Annotated in this window: 11 protein-coding genes and 2 tRNA genes; 6 read left to right on the plus strand and 7 right to left on the minus strand. The window is 70.8% G+C overall.

The features are described from left to right. Positions 1-7: 7 nt before the first annotated feature. The 4 genes from ABGB11_RS26815 to ABGB11_RS26830 all read left to right on the plus strand — a co-directional run bounded on the left by ABGB11_RS26815 (position 8) and on the right by ABGB11_RS26830 (position 4,067). On the plus strand, positions 8-232 hold the full coding sequence (locus tag ABGB11_RS26815; protein WP_347636959.1) for a DNA-binding protein: 225 nt from the start codon (positions 8-10) through the stop codon (positions 230-232). Between the two features lie 4 nt (positions 233-236). After that, positions 237-1,895 (plus strand): tyrosine-type recombinase/integrase, encoded by a 1,659-nt coding sequence (locus tag ABGB11_RS26820; protein ID WP_347636961.1) that lies wholly within the window; start codon positions 237-239, stop codon positions 1,893-1,895. A 186-nt stretch (positions 1,896-2,081) separates the two neighbouring features. Beyond that, entirely contained in the window at positions 2,082-2,675 is a 594-nt protein-coding gene (locus ABGB11_RS26825) for a DUF2637 domain-containing protein (protein WP_347636963.1), read from the plus strand. Positions 2,676-2,771: 96 nt separating this feature from the next. After that, positions 2,772-4,067: an MFS transporter gene (locus tag ABGB11_RS26830; protein ID WP_347636965.1), complete on the plus strand. Its 1,296-nt coding sequence runs from the start codon at positions 2,772-2,774 to the stop codon at positions 4,065-4,067. 194 nt (positions 4,068-4,261) lie between these two features. Here ABGB11_RS26830 and ABGB11_RS26835 read toward each other — a convergent pair. The 5 genes from ABGB11_RS26835 to ABGB11_RS26855 all read right to left on the minus strand — a co-directional run bounded on the left by ABGB11_RS26835 (position 4,262) and on the right by ABGB11_RS26855 (position 7,109). Continuing rightward, positions 4,262-4,334 (minus strand) — tRNA-Lys (locus ABGB11_RS26835). 73 nt (positions 4,335-4,407) lie between these two features. Continuing rightward, positions 4,408-4,977, minus strand: a complete 570-nt coding sequence (locus ABGB11_RS26840) for a response regulator transcription factor (RefSeq protein WP_347636967.1) — start codon at positions 4,975-4,977, stop codon at positions 4,408-4,410. Positions 4,978-5,679: 702 nt separating this feature from the next. Beyond that, positions 5,680-5,755: transfer RNA gene (locus ABGB11_RS26845), tRNA-His, on the minus strand. 54 nt (positions 5,756-5,809) lie between these two features. After that, on the minus strand, positions 5,810-6,406 hold the full coding sequence (gene orn, locus ABGB11_RS26850) for an oligoribonuclease (protein WP_347636969.1): 597 nt from the start codon (positions 6,404-6,406) through the stop codon (positions 5,810-5,812). Between the two features lie 52 nt (positions 6,407-6,458). Beyond that, positions 6,459-7,109, minus strand: a complete 651-nt coding sequence (locus ABGB11_RS26855; RefSeq protein ID WP_347636971.1) for a pyridoxamine 5'-phosphate oxidase family protein — start codon at positions 7,107-7,109, stop codon at positions 6,459-6,461. A gap of 75 nt (positions 7,110-7,184) precedes the next feature. On the opposite strand from ABGB11_RS26855, the gene ABGB11_RS26860 reads away from it, so the two are divergent. Beyond that, a complete protein-coding gene (locus ABGB11_RS26860) occupies positions 7,185-8,546 on the plus strand; it encodes a PLP-dependent aminotransferase family protein (protein WP_347637182.1) in 1,362 nt (453 codons plus the stop codon). 40 nt (positions 8,547-8,586) lie between these two features. Here ABGB11_RS26860 and ABGB11_RS26865 read toward each other — a convergent pair whose 3' ends face one another. Beyond that, complete coding sequence (locus ABGB11_RS26865; RefSeq protein WP_347636973.1) at positions 8,587-9,279, minus strand: hypothetical protein; 693 nt, start codon at positions 9,277-9,279, stop codon at positions 8,587-8,589. A gap of 428 nt (positions 9,280-9,707) precedes the next feature. Between ABGB11_RS26865 and ABGB11_RS26870 the strand changes: the two genes are divergently transcribed. Next, complete coding sequence (locus tag ABGB11_RS26870; RefSeq protein WP_347636975.1) at positions 9,708-10,793, plus strand: phosphotransferase family protein; 1,086 nt, start codon at positions 9,708-9,710, stop codon at positions 10,791-10,793. A 48-nt stretch (positions 10,794-10,841) separates the two neighbouring features. On the opposite strand, the gene ABGB11_RS26875 is transcribed toward ABGB11_RS26870, so the two are convergent. Then, on the minus strand, positions 10,842-12,314 hold the full coding sequence (locus ABGB11_RS26875; RefSeq protein WP_347636977.1) for a sigma-70 family RNA polymerase sigma factor: 1,473 nt from the start codon (positions 12,312-12,314) through the stop codon (positions 10,842-10,844). Between the last annotated feature and the right edge of the window lie 176 nt (positions 12,315-12,490).

A 12,490-nucleotide genomic window follows, 5' to 3' on the forward strand; every position in this document is an offset into this window, starting at 1 on the left:
GCCTGGGATGACACCGGCGGAGATCCGCATGCTGCCCGCGATGGTCGATGTGGTCACCGCAGGACGAGCGATCGGGGTGGGGCGCACCAAGAGCTACGCGCTGGCCAGGGCCGGGGAGTTCCCTTGCCGGGTGCTGCGCATTGGAGGCAGCTACCTGGTGCCCACCGCCGGCCTGCTCGCCCTGCTCGGCCTCGACCCCGCTGGGTGCCCTGAACCAGGAGACGGGGGATAGTTCGATGGCCGCCGGAACGACCTTCAAATCATGTGGCTGCCGCGACGCCGAGACCGGCAGGCTGCTGCGCACCAAGTGCCCGAGGCTACGGCGCGGGGACGGCCGCTGGAGCGCCAAACACGGACGCTGGTACTACCAGCTGGAGCTCCCACCCACCCTCGACGGACGTAGGCGCACACCGCTGCGGCGCGGCGGCTTCGCCTCCCAGGAAGCAGCCGACGCCGAGTTGGAGATGGCTAAGGAACTCCTGTCTATAGCCGGTGACGACTTCCGGACGCGGGTTCAGATCGCCGACCTGGTCACGGCCACGGTCAAGGCGACCAAACGGTTGCCCGTCCCCGAGGAGGTACGGCGCAAGGTCCGCACCGGCCAGGACCTGGATGCCACCGTGACGGTCGGCGCCTACCTGGAGGACTGGCTCGCGGGCCGCAAGGGACTGCGCGAAGGTACCCGCCGCAGCTACGAAAGCCACATCCGCCTCTACCTCACTCCGCACCTGGGTACGATCCCGCTCGACCGGCTTCGCGTCGCAGACGTGGACTCGATGTTCGAGGCCATCGACGAGCTGAACGAGACCATCACAGCCGCCCGGCACTCAGGAGATCCGAAACTGCGGGCGAAGGTGAAGGGGCGCCGGGTGGTCGGAGCCGCGACCAAGCATCGGATCCGCGCGACGTTGCGGGCCGCGCTGAGCAAGGCGATCAAGGAACGGCGGATCGACCTCAACGTGGCCTCGCTGGTCGAGTTGCCGTCGGGCAAGGCGCCCAAGCCCCTGGTGTGGACCGACGAACGCATCGCCGAATGGCGCCGCTCCCACCACGACCACATCCAGGAGCAAGAGACCCGCAAGAGGCGGCTGGCCAAGCTGGAACCCGGCATGCGGCACGGCACCCGCTTCAACCGCCTCGATGCCTACATCGGTGCGCCCCGCCCGTCCCGGGTCATGGTGTGGACGCCCGAACTCACCAACACCTTCCTCCGGCGCACCCGGGGCCACCGGCTGTACGCGCTGTATTACCTGATCGCCTTCCGCGGTCTGCGCCGCGGCGAGTCCTGCGGGCTGCGCTGGGCCGACATCGATCTGGACGGCAAAGTCCTGACCGTTCGGTGGCAGATCACCCAGCTCGGCAGTACCACCAGGGAAGGAAAGCCCAAGAGTGAGGCGGGGGAAGGCCAGGTCTCGCTCGACCGGGAGACGGTCAAGGCGCTGCGCGCGCACAAGAGCAGGCAGAACACCGAGCGGCTGGCGGCGGGAGACGCCTGGCAGGAGACCGGCCACGTCTTCACCACCCAGATCGGCCAGCCGCTGCATCCCGCGCTCGTCACCGAACAGTTCGAGCAGCTCAGCATGGAAGCCGGAGTGCCGCCGATCCGGCTGCACGACCTGCGGCACGGAGCCGCGTCGATCCTGCTGTCGGCCGGATACGACATGAAGGTAGTCCAGGAGACACTGCGGCTGTCGTCGATCACCATCGCCGCCGACACCTACACCAGCCTGCTGCCGGAACTGGCGCACCAGTCCGCCGAAGACGCCGCCGCCGTCATCCTCAACGCCACCCCACGCCGTAAGAAGGTCAGGGACCCACGTCCGGTGGCCAAGCTGTCGCCTACCGAAGACCGCGCAATCGAACCTGGCGCGGACCAAGAGGACAGAGCGTCATGACCTTCCATCCTCCGACTTAGAAGCCGCTGATCTCGTTGTTTCGGCTCTGCGAGTCGGCCGGTTCGATCGGCTCGCAGAGCCGAAGCGACTCAGCCTTCGACTGCCGTCAGAGGCTGCATGTCTACGACTTCGAGGACGGTGGTGCTCTTGGTGAGTGGTGACCGGCTGATCCAGTGGGGAGCGGCTGTGTCGGTCTGCTCTGTGACCGTGATCGCGGCGTTAATCAGCTATGCCCACGCCTACGAACTGGTCGCCGGGCACGGGGAATCCGGCATCGCCGCCCGGGTGCTGCCGCTCACGGTGGACGGGCTGATCGCGACCTGCTCCTTGGTGCTCCTGGATTGCGCCCGCCGCGACCGCCCCGCGCCGCGGCATGCGTGGGCATTGCTTGCTGCCGGAGTGGCCGCCACGCTCGGTGCCAACATCGTGCACGGCGCCGGTCACGGCCTGATCGGCGCACTGGTCGCCGGGTGGCCCGCGCTGGTCGCCGTCGGGTCCTTCGAACTGCTGATCCGCCTACTCAAAAGCCGCCCCGCAGGAGGCCGGTCGGAGCGCACCCGCTCGTGCGGGTACGAAGCTGAGGAGCACGCTCCCAGCGGGCCCGCCGGAGCTGCTGAGCATCTGGAGGAGCCCGATCCCATGGTGGAGCGGGCTCGGGAACGGTTCGCCGATGCCCTCCAAGAGGGCCGGCTGCCGTCCATCCGCGCCCTCAAGCGAGAACTCCACCTCGGGCACGACCGAGCGGCTCGTGTGCGTGCCGTGCTCGCCCAGCGGCAGTAGGTCAACCAGGCCCGGCACAAAGGGATCACCTGTTGCCGATGGGGGCTTGGTATCTCAACGTGCCGTTGCGCAGGCGATGGCCGGGGGCCTTCTAGCGTGCTGCTGGTGTCTGCCAGCCCAACGCTGATCGGCGTGATCAAGAACCCCGCCACCGCTCCGCTGTTCGTGGCCCGGGTGGTCGGAAGTACCGGAGACGGCTATGGCCAGCTCGCCTTGGCCTGGGGCGCCATGCACCTGGGGCACGGCCCGGCCGGGATGTCGCTGGTTGTGGCCTGCAAAGCATTCCCTGCTCTCCTGGTTCTGGCGGGAGGCGTGCTTGGGGACCGGTTCCGCCGCCACACCGTGCTGGCCGGAGCCGAACTGTTGGCCGCGTCGTCCTGGGCGGCGCTGGCGGTCTGCTTCCTGACCGGGCAGGCGTCGCTGTGGGTGGTGTGCGTTCTGGCGCTGCTGGCCGGGACGGCGCGGGCGGTGTTCATGCCCGCCGAGCGCGGCATTGTCGCCGACCTGGTCACCCCGCAGCGCCGTCAAGCCGCCAACGCCCTGCTCAACCAGTCCAACGCCGCCGGGCTCCTGATCGGCCAGGCCTCCTCCGGGATCGTCATCGCTGCGGCGGGACCGGGCTGGGCCGCCGCGATCGAGGCTGCCGCGAGCCTTATCGCAGCGCTCCTGCTGACCCGTCTACGGACCCCGGTCTGGCGCGCTGATACATCCGGGACGCTGAAGGAACTGCGTGCGGGATGGCGGGAGTTCACCGCCTACCGGTGGGTGTGGCTCCTCACCCTGCAGTTCACCGCCGTGCTGGTCGCGGTCGTGGCGTTCAACGCCGTCATCGGCCCGCTCTACAGCGAACACGGCCACGGCGGCTCCCGGGCCTGGGGCATCATCACCGCCGTCGAAGCTGTCGGCGCGTTCCTGGGCGCTGTCATCGCCGCTCGCTGGCGTTCCGCACACCCCGTGGTGGCCTGTGCGCTGTTGCCCGCCACCGCGGCCGTCCCGATGTTGCTGATGGGGCTGGGCGTGTCCTGGCCCGTGCTGGCAGCGGTGATGCTGCTGCCGGGCATCTGTCAGACGATTTACGCCGTGCTGTGGTGGACGACCATCCAGCACGCCTTCCCATCCCATGTTTTGGCGCGGGTCAACAGCTGGACCGTCCTGGGCGGTTTCGCTCTCACTCCCGCCGCCGCCCTGGCCGCAGGTCCACTCACCGGTGTGATCGGGGCCCAGCAGGCCGCCGCTGGTGCAGCGGTGCTGATCGCTGCCGCAACCGTCATCACGCTCTCGGCTTTGTGCCTGCGGGGGACAGCCGGGCCAGGTGCTCGAGAGGTTCTGGATGGGCAGGAGGTGGGGGCCCGGCAGGCAGCGCCGGTCGGGAGTAACGGTGCACGGCTCTGACGATGCGGGCCGCTACGGCGGCCTATGGGCCCGTGGCAGGTGCTGGAGAAACGGCCGCTGTTACGGCCATTGGCGGCGCCGGTGTCTGGGGTGGTGTCCGGCGAGCGAACATGGAGCAGCGGGGGCGGGCAAAAGGCCCATAAACACCGACGGACAAACGCGATCATACTTGCGTTTGCCCAGATCAGACGGGGTGCGCCGTCAGGGACTTGAACCCCGAACCCGCGGATTAAGAGTCCGCTGCTCTGCCAATTGAGCTAACGGCGCCTGTCGATGTGGGCCCTGCGGGCCTTGCGACAGGAAGAACAGTATCAGGAGCGGCGGACCAGTGCGAACCGGTTCAGTCGCGGGCGGGGAGCACGCTCATCATGCCGCGCCAGAGGGCGATGGCGGTGGCGCGGGAGCTGACGCCGAGCTTGCCGTAGATGCGGTTGACGTGGTTCTTCACCGTCTTCTCGCTGAGGAAGAGCTGGCGGGCGATCTCGCCGTTGGAGCGGCCGGTGGCGATGAGGTCCATGACCTCGGCCTCGCGGGCGGACAGGCCGAGGCTGGTGCGGGACGCGGCGCGGACGCCGCGGATGAGGTCGCGGGCGGTGAAGGAGCCGGGGACGAGGTGGCCGCAGGCGCCGGCGCGCAGGGCGGCGTCGACGGCGTGCTGGTCGTCGGCGGCGAGGACGAACACGCGGGACGCGGTGCTGAGGGGGGACGTGCGGTCGGCGGCGGCCGCGTCCAGCAGGACGATGTCGGGGCGCAGGCGCTCGGCCAGGGCGAGGGCCGCGGCGGGGTCGTGGGTGTCGGCGACGACCTCGAGCTCGTCGCTGGCGTCCAGCAGGGAGACCACGTCGGCTCGGACCCGGGGGTCCCCGTCCACCACGAGTACGCGGAGCGGGGCCGTCTCGTCGACACTCATCCGTCGCCCTTGGCGTGTCGGTGACATCTCTGACTGGGAGCATAACGGGACGATCTTCGAGAGTCGATCGGCCGCGCCGGGGACGGCGAAGGCCCCGGGCCTTCGGCGACCGGGGCCCCAAAAGAGTCGGCCCTTGCGCACGGATGCGCGAGGGCCGACGTGTTGCTTATGGGGCCTGATCAGAGATCAGGTTCAGGAGTTCATCATCACCCTCACAGCTGAGCCGCTACGGCTTCGGCGGTGTGGGGCGCGACGGCTGCGGGACCGGGGTTTTCGGCTGCGGGGTCGGGTACGGGACCGGGACCGGGTACGGGGTCGACTGCAGAACGCTCAGATCCGGCATATGTGTACTTTTCCTCTCTTTGAGTGGGCTTTGCCAATACGAAGACGACCGTCCTCGTCCATCGGAGTTTGGCAACACGGTGTATCAGATTTTTACGGCGGCCAGGCCCGAGGCATCCGTCCTGCGGCCGGTATGGCGACCGGCGTCGGCCGCGCCCTGCTGCACGCCTGACGGTCCCGCCCGGCCCTGCGCGTGCCCTCTGTGTTCTGTCTCCGACCGCAGGGGTTCTCCCTCTCATGGAACGCGGGTTCAGACGAACCAGATCGCTCCGTCGGACATCTGAGAGCGGGAGCCTGGCGCCGGACACAGAGAAGCCCCGGTCATCCTTGCGGTGACCAGGGCTTTTCTTGCTTCTAGCCTGGGGTGAGTGAGGGGACTTGAACCCCCGACATCTTGGACCACAACCAAGTGCTCTGCCAGCTGAGCTACACCCACCGTGGCCGGGATCGCGCCCGGCTCCCAGTAGTGTAGCGGCTCCCCGGGGGTGGGTCAGCCGGAGGCGACCTTGGCGGCGATGGCGCGGGCGGTGTCGGAGTCGGGGCCGGGCTGCTGGACGAAGACGGCGGCGCGGTAGTAGCGCAGCTCCTGGATGCTCTCGGTGATGTCGGCGAGGGCGCGGTGGCCGCCCTTCTTCTCGGGGCTGGCGAAGTAGACGCGGGGGTACCAGCGCCGGGCGAGCTCCTTGATGGAGGAGACGTCCACCATGCGGTAGTGGAGGTGGGCGTCGAGCGCCGGCATGTCGCGGGCGAGGAAGGAGCGGTCCGTGGCGATGGAGTTGCCGCAGAGAGGCGCCTTCTTCGGGTCCTTGACGTGCTTCTTGATGTAGTCGAGGACGACGTCCTCGGCCTCGCCGAGGGTCACGCCGCCGGGGAGGGCCTCCAGGAGGCCGGACGTGGTGTGCATGTCCCGGACGACCTTGGTCATCTGGGTGACCGACTCGGGGGGCGGCTTGATCACCACGTCGACGCCCTCGTCCAGGATGTTGAGCTCGCTGTCGGTGACCAGTGCGGCTATCTCGATGAGCGCGTCGTTGCGCAGGTCGAGTCCCGTCATCTCGCAGTCGATCCAGACCAGCCGCTCGTTCATGGACTCACCCTACGGCCATGACCGACCGCGCGGGGCATCGCGGGCGATCGATTTAGGAGGTCACACGGCGGGCGATATGCCCCGGGACGGGGATGCCGGGGCGCAGGAGCGGGTCCGGGGCGGGTGTGCCGAAGATCTGGCGGACGGGAAGAACCCCGGCCCAGACGTCGAGGTCGTAGTCGGGTTCGTCGTCGCTGGGCGGTCCCTGCCGGATCTTGACGGAGGCCTCGTCCAGGGAAAGGGCCAAGACGGAGACGCCTGCGAGTTCCTTGCGAGTGGGCTGCCGGGCAACGTCCCACTGGCCGGGGGCCAGTTGCTCGGTGATGACGCGGAGGCCGCGCAGCTTCTCGTCCGCATCGGAGACCAGGCGGGGCGTCCCGTAGATGAGGGCGCTGCGGTAGTTGATGGAGTGGTGGAACAGGGACCTGGCGAGGACGATCCCGTCCAGATGGGTGACGGTGATGCAGATGTCCTGGGACGGTCCGGCTCTGAGGCTGCTCGCTCCGGAGGAGCCGTGGACGTAGAGGGTGTCGTCCTCGCGGCCGTAGCCGGTGGGGATGACGCGTGGTGAGCCGTTCATGATGAGGCCGAGGTGGCAGATCATGCCGTCGTCGAGGATCTCGTAGAGGACGGAACGGTCGGTGCTGGAGCGCTCGGGGTACCGGCCCAGGCGTGTGCGGGCGGTTGAGGAGAGTGGGTTCATGCCCGTTTACGCTAGGAGGGGAGTGGCCTGGTGGGTATGGCCACTCGACGCGTATGGGTGGAGACCACTTTGTCGATCGATCTGCCCCTGTCCGTGGAGAGGGACGGCAAGGAGCCGATGAGCGCGCAGCTCGTCGGCCAGTTGCGTGCCGCGATGGGGGAGGGACGTCTGGCCGCCGGGGAGCGGCTTCCGTCCAGTAGAGCGCTGGCCAGTCTCCTTGGTGTCAGCCGGACGGTCGTGACCGAGGCCTATGAGCAGTTGTACGCCGAGGGCTGGCTGGAGGGGCGGCATGGTTCCGGCACGTACGTCACCGAGGGTGTGGCAGCCGCCCCTGCCCTGGCGCCCCAGAGGGTGGAGACGAAGCCGCTCCGCAGGATGGCGGCCCCGCACGAGATCGACCTGAGACCTGGAACGGCGTGGATCGGGGCGCTGGACACGCCCGCATGGCGCAGAGCATGGCGGCTGGCAGCGGGGATGCCGCCGCAGCAGCGTCAGGAGCCGCACGGGTTGCCCGGCCTGCGGGAGGCACTCGCCGACTACATCAGGCGTAGCCGCGGAGTGACCTGCCCTCTGGACGGCCTTCTCGTGACGCGCGGGGCGACGAACGGGCTCGATCTCCTGGCGGCGACCGTGCTGCGGCCGGGCGATCGCGTGGGCGTCGAGGAGCCCGGCTATGGCAAGGCCCGCGCGGTCTTCCTCGGGCGAGGCGCCGAGCTCGTTCCCTGCCCCGTCGACGAGCACGGCCTCATCGTCGACGGCCTGCCCGATGATCTGCGCATCGTCTACACGACGCCGTCCCACCAGTTCCCGATGGGCGGTGTCCTGCCGGTGCCGCGCCGGCAGGCCCTGCTGGCGTGGGCGCGGCGCACCGGGGCGCTGATCGCGGAGGACGACTACGACGGCGAGTTCCGCTACGACGTCGCGCCCCTGCCCGCGCTGTACGGGCTGGATCCGGACGTGGTGGTCTACCTGGGCACCTCGGCCAAGATCCTCACGGCGGACATGGGCGTGGGCTGGCTCGTCGGACGCCCCGACCTGGTCGCCGAGGTGGCGCTGCGGCGGGAGGAGCTGAACGACCGGACCGCCGTGGTGCCGCAGGACGCGCTCAAGCTCCTCCTGGAGCGCGGCGATCTGGACCGGTACATCCGCCGGATGCGGGGGGAGTACGCGCGGCGCCGCGAGGTCGTGGTGCAGGCGCTCGACGGCCTGTCCCTGCGCGGCGACACGGCCGGCCTCCACCTGGTCGTGGACGTCCCGGCGCCGGTGGCCCGGCGGGTCACGGACGAGGCCGCCGAGCGCGGGGTCCTGGTCGAGACGCTCGACCGCCACCACATGGGTCCGGTGCGCGCGTCCGGCCTGGTGATCGGGTACGGCGCCGCCGCGTCCCTCACCGAGCTGCGCAAGGGCTGCGAGGTCGTCCGGGACCTCGCCGGGTAGCGCGAAAGGGCCGATGCGCTCCGCACCGGCTGCGAGCAGGTCAGTTGGCGGACGGTCCCACGGGCACCGGCTCGGAGGCCGGGCGCAGCGGTGCGGGACGTCCCGGGGGCGGGGGGTCGTTCTGCGGAGGACGGACGGTGTCGGGCGTGCGGGTGCGCGGCGGCAGCAGGCGGGGCCCGGCCGAGGTGCCCGGGACGCGGGGCTTCGGGATGGCCGCGAGCGGCGTGTCGGGTCCGGTGATGCGCCGGATGTCGATGCCGCCGGGGTCGGGACGGTCGAGCACCGGGACCTGGGAGGCGCCGTAATGCCCGCCGCGCGCCCAGTCCCTGCGATTGCGGTGCGCGTGGTACGACTGGGGCGAGGGGAGCGGGGGGCCGGCCGGCCAGCGGCGCGCGACGCCCCACGCGTCCAGCCAGGCGACGATCGCGTCGATGCCGGTGAGCAGCGAGCCGGTGAACGGCGCCCGGGACTGGCCGATCACCATGAGCTGCGCGCAGACGCGCCCCTCCCGGCCGATCCGCCCGCCGAGCAGCCGGGCCGCGCGGGTGATCGGGAGGAGCTGCACGATCTCGCCGGTGCCGGGATGCCACACCAGGTGGGCCGGCCGGTCCTCCTTGAGGAGGTCGGCGGCCACCGAGCGCGCCGAGACGGCGTGGGGGTCGTACTCGCCGGCGCACCACACGGCGCGGGGAGCACCCCCTCTCAACGCTCCACCGTCATGTCGTGCCGGCATGCGGCCGGCTCCCGGCAGCCATGCGTCTGCCACGGTGCGTCCCCCCCAATCGGGCGGTCTGACCCCGAGTGGTCTAGTCCTCTTCTAGCCCAGCGGGACTCCTCAGTCCAGCCTGCCGTCTCATGAGCCGGATGACGGCTAAGGGCCTCCGTGCCGGGTAGAGCCCAGTTTGCTCGGGAGTCGATGCGAATGGGTACCCCGCGTGTCCGAGCATTCCACCTTGTGTCACATTTTTCCTCCGGGTGTTCCCGGGAATCCGACTCCGCTGTTCCGCGGTCGACGGTGTCCGTGCAGGTCAGCACCCATTCTGAAGGTATGGTGAAACCCGCCTGCAAGTCGGCCGGAAGTGGCCGGGGTGGCGTCGCTCACGGCGCGGGTACCCCGGTGGGGTTCACAGGCCAGACCGAGCCGCGTTCTAATAGGACGTCATGACCGTTGACGCAGAACTTCCGGCCGGGGTGCCCGGTGTCGACGTCCCCCGGCTGGCGGCCTGGCTGGCCCGCGAGCTGCCCGGATCGGGACGGATCACCGCGATCGACCTGATCGCGGGCGGGCGTTCGAACCTCACCTACGGCATCACGCTGGACGGCGGCCGCCGGATCGTGCTGCGCAGGCCGCCGCTCGGGCACGTCCAGCCGACGGCCCACGACATGGGACGCGAGTACCGGGTGCTCAGCGCCCTCGGCCACGGGACGGCGGTGCCGGTGCCGAAGACGCTGGCGTTCTGCGACGACGAGGACGTCATCGGCGCCCGCTTCTACCTCATGGACTTCGTCGAGGGACGCGTCCTGCGCGCCCGCGAGGACGCCGAGGACATGACCCCCGAGCAGGCGCGCGGCCTCAGCGAGGCGCTGGCCGGGGCGCTCGCCGCGATCCACACGGTCGACGTGAAGGCGGTCGGGCTGGAGGACTTCGGCCGTCCGAGCGGCTACATGGAGCGCCAGCTCAGGCGCTGGGGCAAGCAGTGGGACGGCTCGCGGGAGGCCATCAGGTCGACCGGCGCGCGCCGCGACCTGCCCGAGTACGACCGGCTCGTCGCGCGGCTCGCCGAGCGGATGCCCGCCGACGCCCCGGCGCGGCTCGTCCACGGCGACTTCCGGCTCGACAACGCGCTCGCCCGGCTGGAGCCGCGTCCGGAGATCGCCGCCGTCGTCGACTGGGAGATGTCGACGCTCGGCGACCCGCTGTCCGACCTCGGGCTGACGCTCGTCTACTGGGCCGAGGCCGCCGACGAGCAGGAGCTCCCGGTCGGCGCCACGATCACCTCTGCGCCCGGGTTCTTCACGCGCCGCGAGTTCGCCGGCCGCTACGCCGCGCTGACCGGCTTCGACCTCGCGGACGTCGACTTCTACGTCGCGTTCGCGTGCTTCAAGCTCGCGGTGATCCTGGAGGGCATCCACGCCCGCTACCTGCAGAACGCCACCGTCGGGGAGGGGTTCGACCAGATCGGCACCGGGGTCCCGCTCCTGCTGGAGCGCGCACACGCGACCCTCGATGCCGGTTTCCTCCGGTAGGCGGCCCTGCCCTGCGGGTGCGCGCCGCTCACACGGCGCGCACCCCGCTCAGCACGTGTAGGTGACCGACACGGAGCGGCCCGAGACCGACACGGTGCCGGTCTGCTGGCCGAGGCAGAAGCTGGACGCGCGCGTCACACGCACACCGGCGCTCTGTCCCGCGTCGAGGTGCCCGGAGCCGCCGGCCCGCACAGGGCCGGACGTCCCGGTCACGCGCCAGTTCGCCGGACCGCCGACCGCGGTGACCTGGACGGTGCAGGAGCTCCTCCGCCCCATGTCGCAGCCGCTCACCGAGAGGTCCCCCGGCGTCGGAGGCTTCGGCGCCTCGGACGTCGGCGGGGTAGGCGGCTTGCTGGACGGCGTCTTCGACGGGCTCTTGGAAGGCGACGGCGACTTCGACGGCGACCCCGACTCGCTCGGGGACGGCGACGACACCGTGGGGAACGGGTCCGTCGGCGCAGGCTCGGGCGCGCCCGAGCCACCGGGCGAGTCACCGCCGCCGGGGGACGCCGGGCCGGTCGCGGAGGCGTTCGTCCCGCCGCTCCCGCCGCCGAGCCAGGCCATCGCGCCGCCGAACAGCACCAGGACGCCGACGCCCACGGCGACGGCGGCGAGCACGGGGCCGCGGCGGCGGGGCGCCCGGTCGCGGGCGCGGGGCGCGGTCTGCTGGTAGGGGAGGGGCCAGCCGTACTCGTCGAACGGCTCGGTCCAGGCGGCGATGGCGCGGCGGTTCCCGGCGCGGTCCTCGGCGGTCGCGGCGGTCAGCACGTCCAGTCGCAGCTCGGCGGGGATCGCCGCGATCGGCAGCACCGACAGCAGCCGGTCCGGCGGCAGCGGCGGCGTCTCCCGCGCGCCGCAGACCGGGCAGCTCGCCACGTGCCGGACGAGCGAGGCCGACGTCTGCGGGGACAGCGGCCACGACTCGGTCAGCGCGGAGACGCTCGGGCAGTCCTTCCAGTGGTTCTGCGCGATGAGGGACGCGTGCAGCGCGGCGGCGAGGTCCTCGCGGGCCTTCTCCACCAGCGCGAGCGTCTCCTCCAGCGGCATGCCGAAGACGCCGGACAGGTCCACCTCGTCCAGCTCGTGGCGGACCGAGAGGTCGATCGCCTCGCGCTGCCGCCCGTTGAGCGCGGCGAGCGCGCTGTGCGCGAGCAGCCGGCGCTCCTCGCGGCGGGCGAGCTGCTCGGGAGTGAGCTCGTCGTCGGCCTCCGGGGCCTCCTGCCCGGTGTGCCGGTTGGGGCTGTCGCGGCGCCGCATGCACTCCTTGCGGGCGATGGCGTACAGCCAGCCGCGCAGCCGGTCCGGCTCGGTGAGCCGGTCCACGTGCTCGCGGGCGGCGATCACGACGTTGCGCAGCGCTCCGGCCGCCTCGACGCGGTCGCGCAGCAGGCCGTGGCAGTAGTCGTAGAGGAACGGCGCGTAGGTGTCGTACACCTCGGTCAGCGCGATGACGTCCCCGGCTCGCAGCGAGTCCGCCAGCCTGACGTCATCGTTCTGCCGGGGCCCTGGCTCACCGGCCAAGGGAACCCTCCCAGTCGATGGTTGTGATGTGCTAGATCGTGCCTCCGCTGAGCCCCGACACCGGTCGGCCGACTCTGGTTGCCTGATCTTGCCATCAAGTCGCTGGAATTTCTCCCCTTTGGGCCGATTTTAGTGACCGCGAGGGTACGCGCTGTGGCCGAATCGCCTTGTGGAAC

The sequence above is a fragment of the Actinomadura sp. B10D3 genome (assembly GCF_039871695.1).
In the GTDB taxonomy this organism is placed as follows: Bacteria; Actinomycetota; Actinomycetes; order Streptosporangiales; family Streptosporangiaceae; genus Spirillospora; species Spirillospora madurae.